Raw genomic sequence first — 22,249 nt, forward strand, 5'->3', positions numbered from 1 at the left:
AAAACACTCCTAGAAATTCCCCTTATCGTCCCGTTGTATCGACATTTTATTGTCCAGAGGCGAGTAGATCTTTTTCGGGAATTTGTCCTCCCCGATGACATCTTCTATTTGTTTGTAGAGAAATTGCAGGTGTATCCTGGTCATGGCATCGCGGGTAAAGGGTATACTTGCCCGTAATTTGCCTTCCAGAGCTATGAGGTTATCCAGGGCTATAGCCCTTACATCCGTGTGCAAGGTCCTCCCCTCTGATAATTTGGCAAGGAGGGCATCAATAAAGCCACCTTGCGGTTCCTTAGGATTGTACAGGGTAAGCATATTGGCTACATAAGCTTTCTGAAGGCTTCTCCGGTAGGCATTTACCGGCATATTAAAATCGAGTTCTTTCCACACGAGTTTGTTTACTTCTTCTACCAATTCTTCCGGGGTGTAGGGTTCTTCATACTGGTAACGATCGGCAATAAATTCCATGCGGCTGAGCCTGCTGCCTCCCAGCAAGGTGGTCATTACCCCTTCCATGGTCTGGGAGAGGTCTTTTTTAAACAGGGGCGCTTCTATTTTATTGAGAATATCCCCGTATAACAACCAGGACGGTTCATGAAACACATACGTGTCCACAAAGGCGAGAGCCTCCTTTTGCATTTCTTTCGGGACTGGCCTGTACACATCTCCTTCATCACCTACGGTCTTGGGGGTAATATAAAGGCCCCCGATATTCTTCAGCGCATGAGAAATATATTTGTTATACTGTCTTAAGACCGCATCATAAACTTCTTCGAGGTTATCATAGTTATCACTTTCGTTTTCACTGGTCCACCGAATCAACTGCGGAACTATACGCTGCAGGTTCTTTATACCGTAAAACCCGGCTATGATGGCATTGTCTCCCAGGTCCTCCGACTGCGCTCTCGGGTCGAAATTCCGGCCTTCTCCTCCGAACCACAGCCGGGGATTGGCCGCTATACTGTCCGTCGCCCACTTGCTCAATATTTCTTTTTCCTCATTTATCGGTTTTTGTCCCGGGAAAAGGGAATATCCCCATTGTATGGCCCACTTGTCATAATCCCCTATCCGCGGCATCAATCCGTTTACGGATATACTGTCTTCCGGTTGGGCCACATAATTAAAACGGGCATAATCCATGATAGAGCTTGTGTGTCCGTGTTTTTCCAGCCAGACGCTGTCTCTCAGTTTTTCTACCGGGGTAGCATAGCTGGCCCCCATATTATGCCGTAACCCCAGGGTATGACCTACTTCATGTGAAGCGACAAAGCGGATAAGCTGTCCCATGAGTTCATCTTCAAATTCCATCTTTCGTGCACGCGGGTCGATAGCCCCGGCCTGCACCATATACCAGTTGTGTAAAAGGTTCATAACATTGTGGTACCAGCCAATATGGCTTTCCATGATCTCTCCGCTGCGGGGATCTACGATATTGGGTCCGTAAGCATTTTTAGCCGGTGAAGCAAAATACCGAAGTACGGAAAATCTCGCATCTTCCAGGCTCATACTGTCATTATCCACAGGCCATTCCTTCCCTACAATAGCATTTTTAAATCCTGCCTGCTCGAAAGCTTTTTGCCAGTCGTCAATCCCCTGAATGAGATAAGGGCGCCATTTTACGGGTGTTGCAGGATCTATATAAAACACAATCGGCTTTTCGGGCTCCACCAGTTCTCCCCGCTCCCATTTAGCCATATCTTCTTCTTTGGGCTCCAGTCTCCAGCGGTGAATATATATGTTGCGGTCCGCCCGTTGCTGATCATCCCCGTATTCCCAGTAAGAACTGGCAAAATATCCCACCCTGGGATCGTAATAGCGTTTTTTCATAGGGATTTTCGGCAGCAACACTATGGAATTGTTTATCTCTACGGTAACCACCCCAGAGAGGATCGCGGCCGGAAGGTTTTTATCCTTATTTTCCGATATTCTCGCTTTATAGGTCTTTACCGTTTTTATCTCTGTATTTATCGGGTAGGTATCAATATCCCTTATATAGGATTTATCCCTTTCCAGCGAAGTAAGATTAAAGTCCTTTTTTTGTTTTTCCGTAAGGCTGAGTAATGGGTTTTCGCTATTTATAAAATCCGTAACATCAACAACATACGCATTGTTTTTTTCATTTACGGCTTTAATATCAAATGCTTCGAGGATAGGAGTAGCATTTGAGCTCGTAACCGCTTTGGAAATGGCATCCTCTTCGTTAGCCTGGCTTACCAGGGTTTGTATACGCAGAAATATCTTATTGGAAGGCCCTTTTTCAAACCAGATGGTCTTTTCTCCTATTTCCTCCCCCCCGTAATTGGTCGCCCCCGCCGGGGTTTTTATAAACCTGCTCACTACGAGCATCTCCCTTTGAAGTAAACTGTCCGGAATCTCAAAATAATACTTGTCTTCCACCCGGTGAACATTTACCAGTCCTTCACTGCTGATAGCATCTTTCGGTATGATCCTATCGTAAGGTTTCGCCTCCGTATGGGTGTACGTATTTCCGGAAGAGCTCCTTACATTACCTTTTTTTTCTAAAATGCCACAAGAACTGGCAAGACATACTAATCCTAAAAATCCGATCAAATGCTTTCTCATAGTCTTCTTTTTTTGTTTCTCGATTAGGATTTACGGTCAGGAGGTACTGTAAAAATACCTTGATTTCTGGTTCGGGACAAAGCTGTCCCTATATGTGCCGGGCAAAGGATAAAATCCTATCCCGGTATCACTTTACAACGGCGATCTATAAGTCTTTTACTCCAAAAAGATGAAAATAAAATCCATGTATGGTTATCTGAATATCACACACCGGAAACCGTTAGAGGATTGCTTTTTCCCAAACAATCACATTCGGAATTACGGTAACAGATCGGTTCAGAACCCATGCCCCTGTAAAATATACACAAATAAAGCGGTAAATACAATTTTCCAATAAAACTAAGAAAAAAATAACGGACAAACAATCGGCACCCCGGATATCCCCTGTCTTTAAAATAAAATTAACGCTCGTTTCCTTTGCCCCTGGAAAACCCGACCTCACTTCACAAACCCTGATAAGCAACAGGTATCCAACTATTTACACACTTTTATAGTTGTAAAAATCCGAAAATAACAAAAACAGCCCTTTTTTGTTATTTAACAATAAACATCGAACTCCTTTCTCCTCTTTATAAAAAAATATTTACTTTTATGCGAATTTCATTTATTCGAATGCTACTCCAATGCAATCGATTCCGTAAAACATATTAAGCTTTGAACCGACGAAATTTTTTAAAAAACAGTACCCTGGGCACAGGAGCTCTTTTATTTTCCGGAGCTGTCCTGCCAGGCATGGCCTACACTGACAACGACCGCGTATACCGCATAGGAATTATTGGCTTCGGCGATCGGGGCAGCGGCCTTTTTAACGTTCTCCGGGACTTCCCCGGTAAATTTGAAGTTACTGCTTTGTGCGATCCGCTCGATATGCGTATGGCACGTGCCCGGAAAATGGCAGACACAAATAAAGTCAAACTATACAGAGACCACCGGGAGTTGCTGGACAATAAACATATAGACGCTGTAATCATAGCCACACCGTTGAATACCCATTACGACATTGCCAGGCACTCACTCGAAGCAGGGAAACATGTATTGCTCGAAAAGGCTATGGCTTTCACTACCGATCAGGCCATAAGCCTGGCGCGTATAGCCAAAGATCATCCGCGGCAAACATTGCAGATAGGCCACCAGTACCGGTATTCCCCCCTTTATTACAAAGTTCGTAACATGATCCGGGAAGGCTATCTTGGTAAAGTCACCCAGATCGATGCCCGGTGGGACCGTAACTGGAACTGGCGCAGGCCCGTTCCCGATCCCAAACTGGAAAGAAAGATCAACTGGCGGATGTACAAGGAGTATTCCGGCGGATTACCGGCCGAACTTCTCTCCCACCAGATGGATTTCACACATTGGGCGTTTGACTGTCTGCCCACCACCATTTACGGTACGGGAGGTATAGACCGTTTTAAAGACGGTCGCGAAACTTACGACAACGTACAGGTGAACATCCGTTACGAAAAGGAAGGGATGATAGGCAATTTTGGCGCTACCTGTTCTAACCAGCACGACGGCTACTCTTTCCGCATCAAGGGCTCCAGGGGAATGGTATCGCTCCTGGTCAACGACGGCATCTTTTATCCCGAACCGGAAACCAGGAAGGAACTGGAAGAGGTAGACGGGGTAAGCGGCGCTACCAAACTCACCTGGAACGATGATAAAAAAGGCATACGCCTGGCAGATTCTAAACTGAAAGACGGAAGCTATTACGCCTTTGAAGATTTTTACAAAGCTATTTCCAAAAATACCCTTCCCGATTCCAATGTATACACCGGGGGTACTACGGCCATTTGTGTAGCTTTGGCCAATGCTTCCATATACAGTGGTGACACCAGGCCATGGAAACCGGAATACAACCTTTCTCCGGACAGCACAAATAAAAGAACCGCCGGAAGCCATCGGGATAAAAAACCCAACGAAGGTTAACAAAAAAGTATAAACAACCATAAACTTCAATTCATATTCATTAACCAAACCTATTTAGAAACATGCAAAAACCAGGTATCCTCATCTTAGCGGTCATTACTACGCTCTGCTTTATACAATGCGCACCCGAAAAAAAGACGCCTCCGGACGGATGGACCTATCTTTTTGACGGAAAAACCCTGGATGGCTGGCAACAGGTGGCAGGGCAGGCCGAATATACCGTAGAAGACAGTGCCATCGTAGGGAGAGCCAAAGCAGGCAGCCCCAATACCTTCCTGATCAGTGAAAAAGAATACGGTGACTTTATCCTTGAACTGGAGATCAAGGTAGAACATAAATCCAGTAATTCCGGGGTCCAGATCCGCAGTAATTACGATCCGGACGGACGGGACGGCAAAGGACTCGTATACGGGTACCAGGCCGAATTAGACCCATCGGACAGGGCATGGTCCGGCGGGATCTACGACGAAGCCCGCAGAGGATGGCTCTATCCCCTTTCTCTTAATCCGGAAGCCAGCAAAGCATTCCGTCTTGGCGAATACAACACCTACCGGATAGAGGCCATCGGAAATGAAATAAAAACATGGATAAACGGTGTGGAAACTGCTTATCTCATTGACAGTACAGACACCAAAGGTATCATAGGCCTCCAGGTACACAGTATAAACAAAGCGGAAGACGAAGGAAATAAGACCTACTTTAAAAACATCCGCATTAAAACGGAAAATCCGGAACCTACACCCTTCAAAAAGGACGTTTATGTAGTCAACGACCTTAAAAACCAGCTTTCCGGTTACGAAAAAGAACACGGATGGAAACTTCTCTTCAATGGCAGGGACAGCGACGGATGGGTAGGTGCCTATAAAGATAGTTTCCCCGATTTCGGATGGACTATAAATGACGGAATACTCACTATAGAAGCCTCCGATGGCGGTGAATCTACCAATGCCGGGGATATCGTAACCACAAAAGAATACAGTGCATTCGACCTTTCTTTCGATTTTAAGATTACGGAAGGAGCCAATAGCGGTGTCAAATATTTTGTGACCCTCGCCGAAGGTAATGAAGGTTCCGCCATAGGACTGGAATATCAGATACTGGACGACGAAAAACACCCGGACGCAAAAATGGGAAGAGACGGTAACCGTACCCTCGCTTCTCTGTACGACCTCATCACGGCCGACAAACAACCGAGATTCGTAAAACCCGTAGGAGAATGGAACAAAGGCCGTGTGGTGGTATATCCCGATAACAAGGTAGAGCATTATCTCAACGGTGTTAAAGTGATCGAATACCAGCGTGGTTCCGAAGCCTATCGCGAACTGGTGGCACAAAGTAAATACGAAAAGTGGAAAGACTTCGGAGAAGCTGAAAAAGGACATATTCTTCTACAGGACCACGGCAATAAAGTGAGCTTTAAAAGCATCCGGATCAGGGAATTGAACTAAAAGGTTTAGAAAGGCAATGAGATTGCCATGGTTATTGAGGTTACTGAGTTATTTAGGCAACACATAAAAACTCAGTAAACAGATAAACTGTATACAGAAGCTTCTTTTTCCAAGTCAACTACCTCGAGGCATGAAGCAAAACCATAGATTACTTTTCGACACAAGCCTGCCTGACGGTAGGCAGGCGTCGAAGCATCTAAATCTCACTTAGTGAGTAAGATTTCCGGGCAAAACCCGGAACGGACCTCCAACTCAAAACACTAAATAATGGAACGAAGAAAATTCATAAAAAATTCTGCCCTGGCAACCGCAGGACTTACCACAATGGGCACTATGGGCTTTACCGCCAAAAGCTACAACCGGATCATCGGCTCCAATGACCGCCTTAATATTGCCGTCATTGGACTCGGCAGAAGGCTCGGCGCTTTTTTTGAGCCTATCGCCCGGAAAGAGAGCAATGTGGAATTACTATACCTGTGCGATGTTATGAAATCACAACGCGAAAAGGCGGCGGAACGTTTTAAGGAACATATCGATTACAGCCCGAAACTGGAAAACAGTATTTTTAAAGTACTGGAAGATAAAAATGTAGATGCCATCATCAATGCTACGCCCGACCATTGGCACGCACCGGGAACCTGGCGTGCCCTGGAAGCCGGAAAACACGTTTACGTGGAAAAACCGTGCAGCCATAATCCGCGGGAAGGCGAATTGCTGGTAGCTTACCAGAAAAAATACAACCGGGTGGTCCAGATGGGAAATCAACAGCGCTCCGCGGAGCCCAGTATAGAGATCATCGGGGAGATCCACAATGGTATTATCGGCAATCCGTACCTGGCCGTTGCCTTTTATACGGCCAACCGCGGGGAAGTAGTCGTTCCCAAAAAAGCAGCAGCCCCGGAAGGACTGGACTGGGACCTTTTCCAGGGACCATCGCCCAGGAAAGACTACATGCACGACACCTGGAATTACAACTGGCACTGGTATGGCTGGGATTTCGGCACGGCAGAAACGGGAAATAACGCGACACATGAACTGGATGTTGCCCGTTGGGCCCTTCAGACCGAATTCCCGAACAAAGTAATCGTTAATGCCGAAAAACGCCATTGGCCGGAAGACGGATGGAGCATGTACGATACTATGGACGCCACTTTCGAGTTCGACAACCAAAAGACGATAAAGTGGGACGGAAAAAGCCGGAACGGTTACAATACTTACGGCAAAGGCCGCGGAACCGTTATTTACGGTAGCGAGGGAACTGTTTTTGTAGACCGGGAAGGATATACGCTTTATGACCGGGATGGCAAACCCGTTAAAGAACGCACATCAGAAGGCGGGGAAGCCGGAACACAACTCGGAGGAGGTGGTGATATTTCGACGACACATGTGATGAATTTCTTCCAGGCTATCCGCGGAAAAGAACAACAAAAATCGCCCATAGACGAAGGCGCAAAAAGTACCCTGCTATGTCACCTCGCCAATATGGCATACCGGACCGGGGAAGTCCTGGAATGCGATCCTGAAAACGGGCATATCACCAATAGCAGGAAAGCAAAAAAACTCTGGAGCAGGACATACGAACCGGGATGGGAGCCGCAGGACCTGTAACGAAATCTCCCTGAAAAACTAGCATACGCCGTATTTGCAGAAAATTTGCAGGTACGGCTTTTCAATTTCCGCACACAGGGCAAACGCATCATGTGCAGAGAGTGCGGGAACATGACATGAGGCAAAGGAGCTCGGGAAATGAGAGGATAGAGATTGTTGGGGTGATCGGGAAACGAGGTGCCCGGTGGCTTCGATACATTCCGGCGGAGCCGGAACACTCAGCCACCTACGCTCAATGCCCAAATCTGTAGCCTGCAACCTGGAACTATTTATAATTTTATAATACGTTTGCCCTGTCCCCGCACCCTCCGTTTTCGTCCCGTTCTTAAATCTCTGTGTATCTTTGCGACATACACTAACAGCAAAGCGCATGAAAATATATACCAAAACCGGGGATAAAGGCACTACGGCCCTCTTTGGAGGTACCCGGGTACCCAAACACCATATCCGCATCGAAACCTACGGCACGATAGACGAGCTCAATTCCTGGATAGGTTTGGTACGCGATCAGGAAGTCGGTTCGCAACGGGAAGTATTGCTTTACATCCAGGACCGGTTGTTCACCCTGGGCGCCATCCTGGCCACCGACCCGGAAAAAGCCGTACTGAAAAGCGGAAAACAACGCCTGGACATTCCCCGGATTTCCGAAAAAGATATTGTGGCCCTTGAACGGGAAATGGATCTTATGAATGAAGAACTTCCCCCTATGACGCACTTTGTCCTCCCTGGGGGCCATACCTCCGTGTCATATTGTCATATAGCCCGGTGTGTCTGCCGCAGGGCCGAAAGACTGGCCGCTCAACTATATGATATCGAACCGTTTGAAGACACGGTTCTCCCCTATATTAATCGTCTTTCGGACTATCTCTTTGTGTTGGCACGAAAGTTGTCCCTTTCGCTGAAAGCCGAGGAAATTAAATGGGTCCCAACAAAAGGAAACTCCGAATAGGGAACATATATTCCGGACGAACATAGAAACACAATGCACTGAAAATGCGGATGCCAAGGCCCCTCCGGGAATTAGAAAACAGGAACTGTGCGAAAAATTTATCGATATTGTAAACAGTGACGTATTTTATTATTCATAAGGCAATAAAACATGTGTTTCGTTACGTTCTTAAAATTAATGTGTAAATAAAATAGTTTTAACTTGACTTTTTAGTTTAAAAATTTATTTTTGCAAAAAATAAAAACCGAATAGCTCATGTATTGGACATTAGAACTTGCATCCTATCTGAGTGATGCACCTTGGCCGGCTACAAAAGACGAATTGATCGACTATGCTATCAGGACCGGAGCTCCGTTGGAGGTAGTGGAAAACCTGCAAGCCATGGAGGACGAGGGTGAGATCTATGAGTCTATAGAAGAAATATGGCCGGACTATCCTACAGAGGAAGATTACCTCTGGAATGAAGATGAATATTAATATGATAACAACAAACTAAAAGTCTCTCAAGAGGCTTTTTTTTTTCTCTTTTTTAAGCACTGTAAAAACAGGTGAAGAAGAAGGTGAAAGGTTCGATAGCCCGACACCTCTAAATCCCTGCGTACCAATTTACGGCGCACTGTTTTTTTTCATTAGCTTTGTAAAAAGTTAATTGAAGGAACCGGCAAAGCCGCGACAACAATGTACCTCAACGGGAGAAAACATCGTTATGAATCTCCCTGTTTTAAAATTAAAAACAAAACCATTATGAGTTTACTGAATTCTGTTCTCAAAGTTTTTGTAGGAGATAAAGCGAAGAAGGATGTCAGAGAGATACAGCCATTGGTGGATAGGATCAAATCACTGGAACAGCAGTTTTCATCGCTATCTCACGACGAACTGCGGGACAAAACGATGGACTTCAGGTCCCGCATACAGGAAGCCAGAGCTTCTTTTGACGAAAAAATAGCACAATTACAAAGCGAAGCCGATTCCTCGGATGACATAGACCGCAAAGAAGATATCTACGTTGAGATCGACAAACTCAACGATGAAGCCTACAAGGCTACCGAAGTAAGGCTTGACGAAATACTTCCCGAAGCTTTCGCCGTAGTCAAAGAAACCGCAAAACGGTTTGCCCACAACGAAACCATTACCGTAACCGCAAGTCCCTTCGACCGGGAATTATCTGCCATTAAAGATCACGTTACCATACAAGGCGATAACGCCGTATGGAAAAATTCGTGGGATGCAGCCGGTAAAGAAGTAACCTGGGATATGGTTCATTATGACGTGCAGTTGGTAGGGGGTGTTGCATTGCACCAGGGTAAAATAGCGGAAATGCATACCGGTGAAGGTAAAACCCTCGTGGCTACGCTGCCCGTATACCTCAACGCCCTTACCGGCAACGGTGTACACCTGGTGACGGTTAACGACTACCTGGCAAAAAGGGATAGTGCCTGGATGGGACCTTTATTCGAATTTCACGGGCTTTCCGTAGACTGTATAGACAATCACCAACCCAATTCAGACGGACGAAGAAAAGCATACAATTCCGACATTACTTACGGGACCAACAACGAATTCGGTTTTGATTACTTACGGGATAATATGGCCCATACACCGAACGACCTGGTACAACGCCCGCACAATTTCGCCATTGTCGATGAGGTCGATTCCGTTCTCGTGGATGATGCCCGGACACCGCTTATCATTTCCGGGCCGGTACCGCAGGGCGACAGGCATGAGTTCAATGAACTGAAACCCGTAGTTTCCGATCTCGTACAAAGACAACGTCAGTACCTGACCGGTGTACTGGCAGAAGCAAAAAAACTCATTTCCGAAGGCAACACCAAAGAAGGAGGCTTCCTCCTGCTCCGCGTACACAGGGGACTCCCTAAAAACAAAGCTCTTATTAAATTCCTGAGTGAAGAAGGTGTAAAACAGCTCCTGCAAAAAACCGAGAACCACTACATGCAGGACAATAACCGGGAAATGCCTAAAATAGACGAAGCATTGCTCTTTGTTATCGATGAAAAGAACAACCAGATAGAACTCACCGACAAAGGGGTGGAATACCTTTCAGGGGATACCGATCCGGAATTCTTTGTCATGCCGGATATAGGAACGGAAATAGCTAAAATAGAAAAACAGAACCTTCCGGTAGAGGAAGAAGCCGAACTGAAAGAAAAACTCTTCAGGGAATTCGGCGTAAAAAGCGAACGCATTCACACCATGAACCAGTTGCTGAAAGCATATACCCTGTTTGAAAAAGACACGGAATATGTCGTAATGGAAAACAAGGTCATGATCGTGGATGAGCAAACCGGACGTATCATGGACGGACGGCGTTATTCCGACGGACTTCACCAGGCAATCGAAGCCAAGGAGAACGTGAAGATCGAAGACGCTACCCAGACATTTGCATCGGTAACACTACAGAACTACTTCCGTATGTATCGCAAACTTGCCGGTATGACCGGTACTGCCGTTACGGAAGCCGGGGAATTCTGGGAGATCTATAAACTGGACGTGGTAGAAATACCTACCAACAGACCTATTGCCCGTGATGATAAACAAGATCTCATATACAAGACCAAAAGAGAAAAATACAACGCGGTTATCGAAGAAGTGACCGAACTCTCCCGGGCAGGAAGACCGGTTCTGATAGGTACTACATCCGTAGAAATATCGGAATTGCTCAGCAAGATGCTGACACTTCGCAAAGTACCGCATAACGTACTTAACGCCAAACTCCACAAGAAAGAGGCGGATATCGTAGCCGAGGCCGGAAACCCCGGTGTGGTGACCATAGCCACCAATATGGCCGGTCGTGGTACGGATATCAAACTTACCGAAGAAGTAAAAAAAGCCGGGGGGCTTGCCATCATCGGTACGGAGCGCCATGACTCCAGGAGGGTGGACAGACAGCTCAGAGGTCGTTCCGGACGTCAGGGAGACCCGGGAAGCTCCCAGTTTTACGTTTCGCTGGAGGATAACCTGATGCGTCTCTTCGGATCGGATCGTGTTGCTAAAATGATGGACAGAATGGGGCTCAAGGAAGGTGAAGTGATACAACACTCCATGATGACCAAATCTATTGAGAGAGCCCAGAAAAAAGTTGAAGAGAACAACTTTGGCATACGTAAGCGTCTCCTGGAATACGACGACGTAATGAACGCGCAAAGAGAGGTCGTGTACAAAAGACGTAGACACGCCCTGCAGGGCCGGCGCCTCAAGGTTGATATCGCCAACATGATATTCGATACTTCCGAAGTGCTTACGGAAACGAACAAAGCAGCCGGTGACTTTAAGAATTTCGAATTCGAACTCATTAAGTATTTTTCACTGGTTTCCCCGATCTCCGAAGAGGATTTCAACAAAATGTCCGTTCAGGAAATTACGGCCAATATATACAAAACTGCATACCAGCACTATAATGATAAAATAGAACGCAATGCAGCAACCGCTTTCCTGGTCATTAAGAACGTTTACGAAAACCAGGGAGACAGGTTCGAACGCATCGTAGTACCTTTTACGGACGGCACCAAGACACTCAATGTAGTCACCAACCTGAAAGAAGCCTACGAAAGTAATGGTAAAAAGCTCATCGCCGATTTTGAAAAGAATATTTCGCTGGCCATCATAGATGATTCCTGGAAGACGCATCTTCGCAAAATGGACGAGCTGAAACAGTCGGTACAACTTGCCGTACACGAACAAAAAGATCCGCTGCTTATATACAAATTCGAAGCTTTTGAACTTTTCAAAGGCATGATCGAAAATGTAAATAAAGAAGTGATAACCTTCCTGTTCAAAGGAGAACTCCCGACACAGGACAGTTCTAACATCCATGAAGCACGGGAAACAAAAACAAAAGAAGATTATCAGACATCCAAAGAGGAAGTACTGAATAGCGATGAAATTGCGGAAAGACACCGTCGCGCAGGGCATCAGGCCCAGCCGCGTCAACAACAGGTCGTCGAAACCGTAGTCCGGGACAAGCCGAAAATTGGCCGTAATGACAAGGTTACCATCAAAAACGTGATGAGCGGCGAAAGTCAGACCATGAAATTCAAACAGGCCGAACCTCTCCTCAAAAAAGGAGAATGGGTAATTGCCGAAGAGGAATAGGATTCCTTCAGCATAAAATCATTTAAGAAACAGCCCGGTATGCAGATCATACCGGGCTGTTTTGTACTTTACAATAACACCGTTTAAACTTTACATCAGAACCAAGTGCTGGCCAAATGCCTACATATGATCTATTCTTCTGCTGTGATATATTTTCAGCAAGGGTATCTGTACAAGCACCAGGAGTGCTATTGCCCCGATGCTGTACCAAAGGAACGGGGAAATCGACGTTTTGAGAAAAGAGAAAACAGAAAAGTCTATCGTCCAGGATTTTTCCTGTTCATAAAGTGACAGGAAGACAATGCCCGCCACCATAGCCGCAATAATACCCCAGGCTGTACGGGATATCACGGGTTTATATACATTTTTCAGTCCCCCTTCCCGCTCTACCTGGTACATCACATGACGTACAAAATCAGGAGACGGGATCTCCGGCTTATTCTCCTTTACCGCCTTCCTTATCCGGTCTTCCTTATGTGGATCATCATATAGCATTATTCACGGATTACACTGTTATTTTCCAGTAACCGGTACAGGAACTTCCTGCTCCGGAAAAGTTTCACTTTGACATTAGCTTCGCTCAAATTTACCACTTTTGCAATTTCTTTGACAGTCAATTCATCAAAATAATACATCCAGACCAATATTTGTTCTTCTTCCGGGAGCTGCCTGACGGCCTGTCTTATGGCCTCGTTGCGGTCATTTTCCGCGATCTGTTGCAAGACATTCAGCGTTTCTTCCTGCTGATCTTTTACCTTTTCGGTATCACTCCAAACCCAAACCCTTCCCTTAGCCTTTAACACATCAAGACATTTGTTGTATGTGATCCTGTACAACCAGGTAGATAATTTCGATGTTCCGCGGAACCCCGACAGGGAACGATAGCACGTCACAAAAACATCCTGCGCCACCTCCTCCGCCTCTTCCCTGTTTTTCAGCATTTTAATAGCCAAACCAAAGACCATGTCTTTATGTCTTTCCACCAGGGAAGCAAAAGCGTTTGTATTTCCCCCGGTAACCTGCCGGATATAATAATCATCTTTATGGTTGGCCATATCATTTCATAGGACGACAAAATCCCGTTCCGGTTACAAAAAATAAATCTTTATGGATTAAAACCCCATAGATCCCGCAGGGTTTTGAACTTTAACTCGATAAAAAAACCACTTTTTGTAACCTGGAGCTCCCCGGTATCGTCATACCAGCAAAATCGATTGTTGAATATATCAAAAAAACGAACATTATGCATCAGTTACAACCCGTATTAATTTTCCTGATTATCTTTGCTACGATCTTCGGAATAACCTATCTGTATTACACTACACGGAACAAAGAACGCATGGCTCTCATTGAAAAGGGCGCCGATGCCGACATTTTTTTCAGCAAAAAGCAGAAGACCGCCCCCGTTTGGAAGATCCTGATCCTCAACCTCTCTCTCCTGCTCATCGGCATAGGCCTCGGCCTTTTTACAGGGCATTTGCTGGAATACATGGGTATGCAGGACAGGATCGTTTACCCGGCATGTATCCTCATCATGGGAGGACTGGGACTCTTCCTCGGGTTCCAGATGGCGAAAAAACTGGACTGAGCCGGGTGCAGGCAAACACTTACGAACCCCGGCCGGTAAAATTGAACAGACCGGCTGGGCTTCATATACAAGGTAAACGTATTAAAAAAAACTATAATTGAAACGTTTAATGGTTACAGGTTTAGAATTCCGGGTTGCAGGTTGCAAGATTGGGCATAGAGGGTAGGCGGCTGAGTGTTCCGGCTCCGCCGGAATGTATCGAAGCCACCGGGCACCTCGTCTCCCGATCACCCCAAAAATCTCTATCCTCTCATTTCTCAAACTCCTTTACCTCATGGTCACATTACCGAATTCTCCCATTCCCACATTCTTCCTGCATTATCAGATGCGCTGCGCATAATGCATTTGCCCTGTGTGTTTGCCCCGGGGTTCGTATATCGTTAATTTTTTTTGCGTAAGTTTGGGCTACAAAACCCAGACCATGCATTTTAAATATCCTGAGATACTTTGGGCGTTATTCTTCCTGCTTATTCCGGTAATTGTTCACCTGTTCCAGCTCCGAAAATTTCAAAAGACCCCGTTTACGAACGTCAGGTTCCTCAGAGCCATACAGCAAAAAACACGGAAGAGTTCACAGGTAAAAAAATGGCTGGTACTGATGAGCAGAGTGCTATTACTCACCTGCCTTGTCCTGGCCTTTGCGCAACCCTATCTGCCCAACAGCGAAGATTCCGGAAAACCACTGGAAACCGTGATCTACCTAGACAATTCATTCAGCATGCAGGCAAATGGCCCGCGAGGAGAATTGTTGAGACAGGCAGTACAAGATGTCCTGACCGAAGAGAACAAAAGCGGCACCATTTCCCTTTTTACTAATGATGCCACCTACGCTGATGTAAGCATATCTTCTATAAAACAGGAATTACTGCAACTGGATTATGCTCCCGACAGCCCGGCACCACAATCCGTTTTACTCCAGGGCAGAAATTTGTTCGGAAAGGACAGCACAACCCTGAAAAACTTTATCCTTATTTCCGATTTCGGGGACTGGCCCGAAAATAGCATACCTCAAAATGATTCCCTCATACACTACAACCTGGTACGACTATCTCCGCAAAATACCCGGAACACCAGCATAGACAGTATCTACATTTCCGGAAATACTGCGGGGAACCTCGTCCTTTCCGTAAACCTCTCCAAAAACGACAGTACTGACCTGACACTACCTGTTTCCCTGTACAACAACAATACCCTTATCGCCAAAACCACCGCAGGATTCCATAACTCGGGGAAAGCAAAAACAGAATTCCGCATATCCGGAAACGAGACCTTAAACGGAAAAGTGGTCATTGAGGATAACGGGTTGCTATATGACAACACCATGTATTTTAATATCAATAGGGAAGAAAAAGCCGGGGTGCTTGCTATCAATCAAACAGATGCCGGCTTCCTTGAAAGGATATTTACGGATGACGAATTTCGCTTTATTTCCACGGATCTCCACCAATTGGATTACAGTCTTATTTCCGGGCAGGATCTGGTTATACTCAATGGCTTAAATACCATTCCGGCACCTCTGATAACCACTTTGGAAGCTTTTCACCACGACGGAAAACATATTTTAATTATACCTTCAGTTGATCCGGATGAAAAGTCTCATAATCAATTATTTAATATATTAGAAACAGGCAGTATAAAGAAAATCTATACAGATGGTTTTTCTTACAAAAATGATGTTTCTACGGAAAAATCGGCTACCCCGACAAGCAAAGAAGATATCACTGCCAAAGATCGGAAAAAAATTACGGATATCCGCATTTCACATCCCCTGTTTGAAAATGTTTTTGACCAGGAAAAAAAGCAGCTGACCAACTTTCAATATCCCGAAGCCAAAATGATTTTTGACCTTCGGACAGAAGCAAATACCATACTGGCCTTTGAAGATGGTAATCCGTTTATGGCAGAAAAAGACCGGGTGTATTTTTTCACCGGCCCCCTGGACACCTCCGATTCCAATTTCCAGAATTCACCACTCATAGTCCCCGTCCTCTACAACATAGGCAGATTGTCCCTGCAAACTCCCGAACTGTATTACCAGACAGGAAGAGGTCACACTATCGACATTCGCAAACAAACCGGTCTTTCACGCGATGCCGTTGTTTCACTTGAAAAAGACGGAAAGAGTTTTATTCCCATGCAACGGGCTTTTCCCGGAAAAATACAGATCACCACGGGAGAAGTCCCGGCCCGGGATGGTATTTATCACGTGAAGACTTCCGACAGCCTGTTGCAGAACATAAGTTTCAATTACAGCAGAAAAGAAAGCAAACTGCACTACCCTTCCTTTAACGCTTCCGATAATGTTTCCGTTGACAATTCGTTTCGAAACACCCTGGAAGAAATAAAAAATACCGGAAGCATCCGTGAGCTTTGGAAATGGTTTGTTATTTTTGCGATCGTATTCCTCGTGACAGAAATACTCCTTTTAAAATTTTTTAAATGAACATTCTTTTAAAATCTGCCAGGATCATCCACCCGCAGAGCGAATACCACAGCAAATCGCTCGACATCCTAATCAAAGACGGTATTATTTCCGAAATTGCAGATACCGTTTCCCCTCCCGGGGACACGGAAATTGTTCAACTGAAAAACCTGCACGTATCCCGTGGCTGGCTGGACACCAGCGTGAGTTTCGGCGAGCCGGGCTATGAAGACCGGGAAACGATCGACAACGGCCTTAAAACGGCTGCAAAAAGCGGTTTCACAACAGTATTGGTCAACCCCAATACATTCCCCGTTGCAGACACCAATGCCGACATTGCTTTTCTGAAATCAAAAGCACAGAATCACACCACCTCCCTGTACCCCATAGGCTCCCTTACCGCAAAAAGTGAAAGCATCGACCTGGCCGAACTCTTTGATATGAAAAATGCCGGAGCGGTGGCTTTCGGTGACTATCAAAAGCCCGTGAGCAATCCGAACCTCTTGAAGATCGCCCTGCAGTACACCGGGAATTTCGGCGGATTGGTACTCTCTTTCCCCCAGGAAAACAAAATAGCGGGAAAAGGAGTCATGAACGAAGGAATCATATCCACAAGGCTCGGTCTCAAAGGCATTCCCGCCCTGGCCGAAGAGTTACATATTGCAAGAGACCTGTTTATCCTGGAATACACCGGTGGAAAACTCCACATACCGACAATTTCTACAGCAAAATCCGTGCACCTTATCCGTGAAGCCAAAGAAAAAGGCCTGGATGTAAGCTGTAGCGTAGCTATTCATAACCTGTTCTTCACCGATGAAATACTGGAAGAATTCAACACGAATTATAAACTTTTACCCCCGTTACGGGGAAAAAAAGACATTTCCGCCCTGCTGGAAGGCTTAAAAGAAGGGGTGATCGATTTTGTGACCACCGATCACAATCCTATTGATACAGAACACAAAAATGTAGAGTTCGACCATGCCATGTACGGAAGTATCGGCCTGGAAAGTGCTTTCGGCGCACTCCGTACCCTGCTCGATACCGACACCGTAGTTACCCTCTTAAGTAAAGGGCGTTCACGCTTCGGACTGGAAGAAAACGATATCCTGCCTGGGCAAAAAGCCGATCTTACCCTGTTTGATCCGGATACCGAATACGACTTTAGTGAAGCCGATATTCTCTCCATGTCTAAAAACAGCGCTTTTACCGGCCAGAAACTTAAGGGAAGGGTATACGGAAGTATCGCTAACGGCAAGCCGGAGATAACTAGGGAGTAAATACTAATGGTACAATGAAGTTCCCGGAACTTCGCTATACGATTATACAGACAACAGAACAACTATGAGCGATACTGTAAAACAAGGAAAAAACACCGCTATTGTAAGCTACATTACCATTATCGGGACGTTAATTGCCTTTTCCATGAATATGGAAGCCAAAAACGAATTTGCCGCATTTCATATCCGCCAGGCTTTCGGACTCTGGATATCCTTTTTTGCCCTGGGATTTCTCATAGGTTATGCCAACAGCATATATGCCACTATGGGCCTTTACATCTTTTTTATTATATTGCTGCTCTACGGTTTTACCGGGGCCCTTTCCGGAAAGAAACAAATGGTCCCGCTGCTGGGGAAATTCTTTCAGAAATGGTTCGGGTTTATATAGTGGATCTTAGAGATTAGATTTTAGATGTCAGATTTTAGATGTGTGGCAGGAGGACTGACCTGAAGTCAACTACCTCGGGGCAATCCCGATAATCATCGCGACGCGAGGCATGAGGCGGAAACCATAGATTACTTTTCGACGCAAGTCACTTAATGAGTAAATCAGCTGCCTCCTAACGGAATAAAAAACTATATATGCAAACACAGGAACTTTCGTTACAACATATTATACGCCCGTCAAAAACAACCGGAGAAAAAGCGCCCGCGCTTTTTATGTTTCACGGTTACGGCAGCAATGAAAAAGATCTTTTTTCTTTTGCCCCGGAACTTCCGGATGAACTCTGTATCATTTCCGTTCAGGCGCCTTATGAGCTACCTCCGTATGGTTATGCCTGGTATGCCATTCATTTTGATTCCGAAGACGGTAAATGGTCGGACGACAAACAGGCTGTGGCATCCCGTGATAAGATGGCCGGGTTTATTGATGAAGCTGTTGCCGCATATGATCTGGACGACAAGAACATTACATTACTCGGATTCAGCCAGGGGACCATACTGAGTTACGCCCTTGCCCTTTCCTACCCGGAAAAAGTAAAGAATGTTATAGCCTTAAGCGGATATATCAATGAAAGTATATTAGCGGAAAATTATGAGAAAAAAGACCATTCTCATCTCCGTTTTTACTGTTCTCATGGTACGGCAGACCAGGTAATCCCGGTTGCCTGGGCCAGAAAAGCCCCGCTGCTGCTGGAGAAACTGGGTATTAGCCATACCTTTGAAGAATTTCCCGTTGGGCACGGTGTTGCCCCTCAGAATTTTCATTCCTTCCACCTTTGGCTCACCGGGCAGTTAACCCGGTAATTTTTGTTCCCGTATAATTACGGCGTGATAGAAGGTATATTTCGTATCTTTTTTAGTACATGATAAAAATTTAAATTCGATGGATTTTCCTCTCCCGAAAGCTTTCGGGATTTTCCGAAAAACATGGTTAAAACAATTTTTGTCATGTACTAATCGTACCTTTATAATTACACATCATATGCGATCTGTCAATCCGAAAAGAAAGTTATGAAAATGCACGCCTATCCTCCCGGAGAGCACCTACGTCCGTTTGTAAAATCTTATCTCATTATTGAGAGCGGGGACGGTATGGAGAATAACCTGCTGCCGGACACTTCCGTAATTATGACCTTCCGTATCCGCGGAAAGGTGACCCACAGAACGGAAGAAGAAATAAACCTCCTCCCTTTCTCCGTGATCACGGGACTTCGGAGATCTCCGCGACAGGTGCGTTATGCGCCGGGATCGGCAACACTTATCGTGAAATTCAGCGAAACGGGCGCATCTGCATTTTTGCCTTTACCCGTCCACAAACTTTTCGGGAAGACCGTGCCGCTGGACAACTTTATTACGAAGGAAAAGATAGACCAGGTAGAAAACCGACTGGGAGAAGCCGAAAACCACCTGCAGCAAATCGCGGTAACAGAACGCTTTTTGCTTTCCCTGTTCCATCCACCAGATCACGATGTTGTTATTGCCAGAGCCATAGAAAAAATAGAGTTTAGCAAAGGGCTGCTCCCTATCGGGGATGTATTAGAAGGCCTGCCTTTAAGCCGTGACCCATTTGAAAAACGGTTCCGTCGGGTAACCGGGTCCTCTCCCAAACAATTTTCTTCCATTGTCAGAATGCGGAACATCCTCTCAGGCCCTCAAAAGGGCAATCTTACTTCCATTGCCTATACTTCCGGTTATTTTGACCAGGCTCATTTTATAAAGGACTTTCGTCGCTTTACCGGTACCACACCTACAATCTTCTTTCGTTCCGGGCCTTATTGGTAAATCAATGATTTTTTACAATTATCACCTTGCCGGACAGGCTATTTTTGTCTGAAAATCAACAAAATGAAATTTTCAAATAACATGATGAATTGCTGTTTACTGCTGTTATTGCTGACCACTGGTCTTAAGGCACAGCAAAGAGATTCTTTTTCATCACATGACCCTAAAAATCCCGGAAACATGCCCGCAATGTACACCCCTGACAAGAACAAAGAAATAATTCAAAGGTTTTACAAAGAATGCCTGAACACCGGAAATACAGATATCCTTCCCGAGTTTGTTTCCGGAGATTACACCGGTCTGTACAAAGGCAAAAACCTGTATGGCCCTGCCGGTTATGCCGAAACCGTTAAAGAAATATTTACCGGGTTCCCGGATATACATTTCACCATAGAAACCCTCATTGCAGAAGGGGATAGGATTGTTATACAATGGACATCAGAAGGCACACACCGGCATACGGCTTTCGGTATTCCCGCTACGGGAAAAAAGGTCACCAACAAGGCTGTGACTGTATATAAACTCCGCGACGGCAAAATTATAGAAAACCAGGTATATCCGGACCGTTTGGGAGTCCTGCAACAAATTGGTGCCATACCAAAACTATAATATACCTCTAAAGTATATCCGTTACAATAAAGTACGGGAGTTTGACAAACAAGCTTCCGTTTTTTATATTGAACTCGTTTAAACTCTCCATGCCTATCCGGTAAAAATCCTTTTCAGATAAGAAATAATCCCTCCGGGATAAGCTTCTGAAATTAAAAGGCGTTACATTCGTCCGTTGCCTGCTTCAAACAGAAAATACACAAAGCAATTATACACAACCACTCACCAACCTCATCACAGAAACTTCCTTTTTAGCGGTCGCGGGCAATCCTATCCGTTTTTGCATGTTATCAATTTTTGCCTGCGGCCGTGTTTATGTCCGATGAAGAGTCCCGATATATCGGGATGGAGTTGGAGGTATTATTTATTTGTTTGTTACAGGTTACAGGTTACAGGTTGCAAGATTGGGCATGCCTGAATATGGTTGCCTTTTTTCAGGTTAATAATTAATCTTAAATCTCGGTTTTTGTTCAGGGGTTAACCCCTGAACAAAGGTTTTAAATTCTACAGGTTTCATATTTTTTAGTGAACCATGTGGACGTTGATAATTGTACTTTTCTACGATTTTTTTTATCAATATTCTCCCTTGTTTTAAACTGATATGGGAGTGGTCAAAATCGATATATTCATTTTTTAATATGCCGTTTAAAGATTCTGCATGAGCATTCTCCCAGGCTTTACCGCCCATGCTGGGCTGTACCTGATTTTCTGTATGTAACTCAGCTAATCGCTTATAAACGTATTGGCTGCCTTTATCCGAATGAAAGATGAGTTGTTTCCGTTCGGCTTTAGCAGTCGTGGCCAGAGCTTGCCTATAAGCTACAACTATAGTATCCTCCGCGGTCAGGGTGGCTGACAAACTCCAGCCTTTGATTTTCCTACTGTACACATCCAGGATCAAGGTCAGGTAATAAGGCTTCTTAGCTGATACAGCGATATAGGTAATATCACTCACCCAAAGCTGGTTGATCCCGGTTAGTTGTAAATCAGTGATCCGATTAGGATACCAATGCTTCCCCCCATAAGTGGTACGGTAACGGTTGCGCTTGCGCTTTAACCTAAAGCCATGACTCAGCAATAAGGCCTCGGTCTTGTCCCGACCCATCCCGGTAGGCTTGAGCTCCGCATAGAGCTTCCTACAACCCAGCCGAGGATGGCCCTTACGAAGCTCCCTTGCGGCTTCCAGAACACTATTCCTAACCCGGAGTTGTTCCTGGTGGTCACGCACTTGCTTATAATGCCCCTGTTTGCTTATACCTACCATCTCATATAAAGATTGCATCTTATACCGATGAGCCGACCGATGACAACGAAACCATTCTAAGACAGCCCTTTGTTCTTTTTTTCAATATCCTCCCCCATCCGATCTGAGGCCAACGCCATCAACTTCTCTAAATAATCAATGCGCATTTGCTTTTGACCCAAAGCCCGTTCCAGCTCCTTAATGCGCTCTGCCTGCTCTTTGTGCTTCTTTGATAAACTTTTACTTTCCACTATCATTCG

At 45.3% G+C, this 22,249-nt stretch carries 17 protein-coding genes and 1 pseudogene; 13 read left to right on the top strand and 5 right to left on the bottom strand.

What is annotated here, in order from left to right; genetic code table 11:
• Positions 1-9 precede the first annotated feature (9 nt).
• Positions 10-2,583, bottom strand: a complete 2,574-nt coding sequence (locus ACVBDY_RS04930) for a zinc-dependent metalloprotease (RefSeq protein ID WP_447174351.1) — start codon at positions 2,581-2,583, stop codon at positions 10-12.
• A 654-nt stretch (positions 2,584-3,237) separates the two neighbouring features.
• Here ACVBDY_RS04930 and ACVBDY_RS04935 point away from each other — a divergent pair.
• From ACVBDY_RS04935 to secA, 6 genes are all read left to right on the top strand, one after another.
• Complete coding sequence (locus tag ACVBDY_RS04935) at positions 3,238-4,509, top strand: Gfo/Idh/MocA family protein (RefSeq protein ID WP_447174352.1); 1,272 nt, start codon at positions 3,238-3,240, stop codon at positions 4,507-4,509.
• A 62-nt stretch (positions 4,510-4,571) separates the two neighbouring features.
• A complete protein-coding gene (locus tag ACVBDY_RS04940) occupies positions 4,572-5,957 on the top strand; it encodes a 3-keto-disaccharide hydrolase (RefSeq protein ID WP_447174353.1) in 1,386 nt (461 codons plus the stop codon).
• Between the two features lie 267 nt (positions 5,958-6,224).
• Positions 6,225-7,565 (top strand): Gfo/Idh/MocA family protein, encoded by a 1,341-nt coding sequence (locus ACVBDY_RS04945; protein ID WP_447174354.1) that lies wholly within the window; start codon positions 6,225-6,227, stop codon positions 7,563-7,565.
• A 370-nt stretch (positions 7,566-7,935) separates the two neighbouring features.
• Positions 7,936-8,514 carry a cob(I)yrinic acid a,c-diamide adenosyltransferase gene (locus ACVBDY_RS04950; protein ID WP_447174355.1) on the top strand — a complete coding sequence of 193 codons (579 nt, stop codon included), beginning with the start codon at positions 7,936-7,938 and terminating at the stop codon, positions 8,512-8,514.
• A gap of 255 nt (positions 8,515-8,769) precedes the next feature.
• The gene (locus ACVBDY_RS04955; protein WP_112373142.1) at positions 8,770-8,991 is read left to right on the top strand and encodes a DUF2795 domain-containing protein; all 222 of its coding nucleotides are present in this window, start codon (positions 8,770-8,772) and stop codon (positions 8,989-8,991) included.
• 267 nt (positions 8,992-9,258) lie between these two features.
• On the top strand, positions 9,259-12,624 hold the full coding sequence (gene secA / locus ACVBDY_RS04960; RefSeq protein ID WP_447174356.1) for a preprotein translocase subunit SecA: 3,366 nt from the start codon (positions 9,259-9,261) through the stop codon (positions 12,622-12,624).
• Positions 12,625-12,744: 120 nt separating this feature from the next.
• Here the strand turns inward: secA and ACVBDY_RS04965 are convergent, their stop codons facing one another.
• Positions 12,745-13,119, bottom strand: a complete 375-nt coding sequence (locus ACVBDY_RS04965; protein ID WP_447174357.1) for a hypothetical protein — start codon at positions 13,117-13,119, stop codon at positions 12,745-12,747.
• Positions 13,119-13,679, bottom strand: a complete 561-nt coding sequence (locus ACVBDY_RS04970) for an RNA polymerase sigma factor (protein ID WP_447174358.1) — start codon at positions 13,677-13,679, stop codon at positions 13,119-13,121. The genes ACVBDY_RS04965 and ACVBDY_RS04970 overlap by 1 nt, the downstream gene beginning before the upstream one ends.
• A gap of 188 nt (positions 13,680-13,867) precedes the next feature.
• Here ACVBDY_RS04970 and ACVBDY_RS04975 point away from each other — a divergent pair, with 188 nt between their 5' ends.
• From ACVBDY_RS04975 to ACVBDY_RS05005, 7 genes are all read left to right on the top strand, one after another.
• Positions 13,868-14,212, top strand: a complete 345-nt coding sequence (locus ACVBDY_RS04975; RefSeq protein WP_447174359.1) for a DUF6249 domain-containing protein — start codon at positions 13,868-13,870, stop codon at positions 14,210-14,212.
• Between the two features lie 421 nt (positions 14,213-14,633).
• Positions 14,634-16,655 carry a BatA domain-containing protein gene (locus ACVBDY_RS04980; protein WP_447174360.1) on the top strand — a complete coding sequence of 674 codons (2,022 nt, stop codon included), beginning with the start codon at positions 14,634-14,636 and terminating at the stop codon, positions 16,653-16,655.
• Positions 16,652-17,911, top strand: a complete 1,260-nt coding sequence (locus ACVBDY_RS04985; protein ID WP_447174361.1) for a dihydroorotase — start codon at positions 16,652-16,654, stop codon at positions 17,909-17,911. The genes ACVBDY_RS04980 and ACVBDY_RS04985 overlap by 4 nt, the downstream gene beginning before the upstream one ends.
• Positions 17,912-17,975: 64 nt before the next feature.
• A complete protein-coding gene (locus ACVBDY_RS04990; protein ID WP_447174362.1) occupies positions 17,976-18,299 on the top strand; it encodes a hypothetical protein in 324 nt (107 codons plus the stop codon).
• Between the two features lie 194 nt (positions 18,300-18,493).
• Positions 18,494-19,159 carry an alpha/beta hydrolase gene (locus ACVBDY_RS04995; RefSeq protein WP_447174363.1) on the top strand — a complete coding sequence of 222 codons (666 nt, stop codon included), beginning with the start codon at positions 18,494-18,496 and terminating at the stop codon, positions 19,157-19,159.
• 207 nt (positions 19,160-19,366) lie between these two features.
• Positions 19,367-20,137, top strand: coding sequence for a helix-turn-helix domain-containing protein (locus tag ACVBDY_RS05000; protein WP_447174364.1), 771 nt, complete (start codon positions 19,367-19,369; stop codon positions 20,135-20,137).
• Between the two features lie 63 nt (positions 20,138-20,200).
• Complete coding sequence (locus tag ACVBDY_RS05005; protein WP_447174365.1) at positions 20,201-20,746, top strand: ester cyclase; 546 nt, start codon at positions 20,201-20,203, stop codon at positions 20,744-20,746.
• A gap of 439 nt (positions 20,747-21,185) precedes the next feature.
• Here the strand turns inward: ACVBDY_RS05005 and ACVBDY_RS05010 are convergent.
• Together ACVBDY_RS05010 and ACVBDY_RS05015 are read right to left on the bottom strand one after the other, a co-directional pair.
• A pseudogene (locus ACVBDY_RS05010) lies at positions 21,186-22,037 on the bottom strand (IS3 family transposase); the annotation flags it as partial.
• 29 nt (positions 22,038-22,066) lie between these two features.
• Positions 22,067-22,249, bottom strand: a 183-nt coding sequence (locus tag ACVBDY_RS05015) for a transposase (RefSeq protein WP_447174366.1), incomplete at its 5' end; no start/stop codon positions are given.

It is taken from the genome of Sinomicrobium halophytocola, from assembly GCF_052983395.1.

Bases quoted from the DNA above. Each gene is read 5' to 3' on its own strand.
- ACVBDY_RS04990 (WP_447174362.1), top strand. From the start codon at position 17,976: ATGAGCGATACTGTAAAACAAGGAAAAAACACCGCTATTGTAAGCTAC.
- ACVBDY_RS04940 (WP_447174353.1), top strand. From the start codon at position 4,572: ATGCAAAAACCAGGTATCCTCATCTTAGCGGTCATTACTACGCTCTGC.
- ACVBDY_RS04970 (WP_447174358.1), bottom strand. From the start codon at position 13,679: ATGGCCAACCATAAAGATGATTATTATATCCGGCAGGTTACCGGGGGA.
- secA (WP_447174356.1), top strand. From the start codon at position 9,259: ATGAGTTTACTGAATTCTGTTCTCAAAGTTTTTGTAGGAGATAAAGCG.
- ACVBDY_RS05000 (WP_447174364.1), top strand. From the start codon at position 19,367: ATGAAAATGCACGCCTATCCTCCCGGAGAGCACCTACGTCCGTTTGTA.
- ACVBDY_RS04965 (WP_447174357.1), bottom strand. From the start codon at position 13,119: ATGCTATATGATGATCCACATAAGGAAGACCGGATAAGGAAGGCGGTA.
- ACVBDY_RS04950 (WP_447174355.1), top strand. From the start codon at position 7,936: ATGAAAATATATACCAAAACCGGGGATAAAGGCACTACGGCCCTCTTT.
- ACVBDY_RS04975 (WP_447174359.1), top strand. From the start codon at position 13,868: ATGCATCAGTTACAACCCGTATTAATTTTCCTGATTATCTTTGCTACG.
- ACVBDY_RS04955 (WP_112373142.1), top strand. From the start codon at position 8,770: ATGTATTGGACATTAGAACTTGCATCCTATCTGAGTGATGCACCTTGG.
- ACVBDY_RS04930 (WP_447174351.1), bottom strand. From the start codon at position 2,583: ATGAGAAAGCATTTGATCGGATTTTTAGGATTAGTATGTCTTGCCAGT.
- ACVBDY_RS05005 (WP_447174365.1), top strand. From the start codon at position 20,201: ATGAAATTTTCAAATAACATGATGAATTGCTGTTTACTGCTGTTATTG.
- ACVBDY_RS04980 (WP_447174360.1), top strand. From the start codon at position 14,634: ATGCATTTTAAATATCCTGAGATACTTTGGGCGTTATTCTTCCTGCTT.
- ACVBDY_RS04995 (WP_447174363.1), top strand. From the start codon at position 18,494: ATGCAAACACAGGAACTTTCGTTACAACATATTATACGCCCGTCAAAA.
- ACVBDY_RS04945 (WP_447174354.1), top strand. From the start codon at position 6,225: ATGGAACGAAGAAAATTCATAAAAAATTCTGCCCTGGCAACCGCAGGA.
- ACVBDY_RS04985 (WP_447174361.1), top strand. From the start codon at position 16,652: ATGAACATTCTTTTAAAATCTGCCAGGATCATCCACCCGCAGAGCGAA.